This is a genomic window from Shewanella nanhaiensis, assembly GCF_019457885.1.
Classification (GTDB): domain Bacteria; phylum Pseudomonadota; class Gammaproteobacteria; order Enterobacterales; family Shewanellaceae; genus Shewanella; species Shewanella nanhaiensis.
This window is the reverse complement of sequence record NZ_JAHZST010000048.1, coordinates 1-1332: the sequence shown is the minus strand read 5'-3', so window position 1 is coordinate 1332 and position 1332 is coordinate 1. Positions and strand designations below refer to the sequence as shown.

Sequence of the window (1332 nt, the reverse complement as noted above, 5' to 3'; positions counted from 1 at the left end):
AATGTATGGTACGCCCCGTTATTGCAAATAATAAAGCAAGATAACAGGAGTTGGTTTGCGCTAATGTATTCAGAGTCTATTGAGACCTTCATTAGTCCCAGCTCTACGATGAGATCCGCGCCAGATTGTCCTCAAAAACGTGAAAGCATATTAATTGCTGTTCTGTCCATCAGGTCTTCAATCTGGTGGTCTAACCGTTTTGTCATCTATTTTTATCATCTGCAAACTCGGTAGTAACTCGATTTAAACTCTTAACTCAAACGCTTTCTGGCTTGTCATTACTGACCAAGCTATACGCGCTAATTTATTTGCTAATGCGACAACCGCAACATTGAACGGTTTCCTCATTCTTAACTCTGTTAACCAATGACCAAAATACCGCTCAGATGTCTCAGGCCTCGACACAATGACTCGTGCGGCATCAACAAACAATTCCCGCAGTTCTTTATTACCCCGTTTAGAAATGCCAAGCATCCTTGTCTTTCCCCCTGTGGAGTATTGAAACGGAACCAGACCAATCCAAGCAGCAAAATTTCGGCCATTCTTAAAATCTGATGCATTCCCTACATTTGATAAGCAACAAGCAGCTGTCATTGGCCCTACACCAGGTATTGACTGTAGTAACTGCATTAATGGGTTTTCATTAAGTAACAACTGCAATTTCTTATCTTGTTTTTTTATTAATTCGTTCAGATGTTTGTAGTATTCATGTAACTCCTGCACCTCGACCATCAATGTTAAAGGGATAGGTTCACCTTTATCTGCTAGCCATTGGAACAGCTTTTTCATATGGGCATGGCCTCTGGGAAAGCTCATACCAAACTCAAGCAACATAGAGCCAATTCTATTCATGCTGGCAGTTCTTTCTTTGATGTAGCCCGAACGTATACGGCGAATGACAGTGACGACTTGTGCGGTTTCACTTTTTGGTGATGTGAATCTCATGCTGGGCCTCATTGCCGCTTCAGCAATGGCATCCGCATCAATGAAGTCATTTTTGTGAGTTTTAACGTAAGGTTTTACATATTGAGCGGGGATCAATTTAACTTGATGACCATATGATTCACATTTTCTAGCAAGCCAATGGCAGCCACCACAGGCTTCCATTGCGATAATGGTTGGCTCTTGAATGGATAAGAATTGAATCAGCCTCGGTCTGGTTAACTTCTTACGAAGCACTTCCCTCCCAGCGTAGTCATGCGCAATAAGATGAAATGTGCTTTTACCTAAATCAATCCCTATAACGCGAAAGTTAGACATGATGACCACCTCTTCTTTGTTAACCAGACAAACTGGAGTTTAACACTAGGTTGGGGCGTACCATCTTATTAA

Annotated in this window: 1 protein-coding gene; it reads right to left on the bottom strand. The window is 41.7% G+C overall.

Annotated features, from left to right (window positions below):
* Positions 1-243 precede the first annotated feature (243 nt).
* Positions 244-1260: an IS110 family RNA-guided transposase gene (locus tag K0625_RS24260; protein WP_220111920.1), complete on the bottom strand. Its 1017-nt coding sequence runs from the start codon at positions 1258-1260 to the stop codon at positions 244-246.
* Positions 1261-1332: the final 72 nt, after the last annotated feature.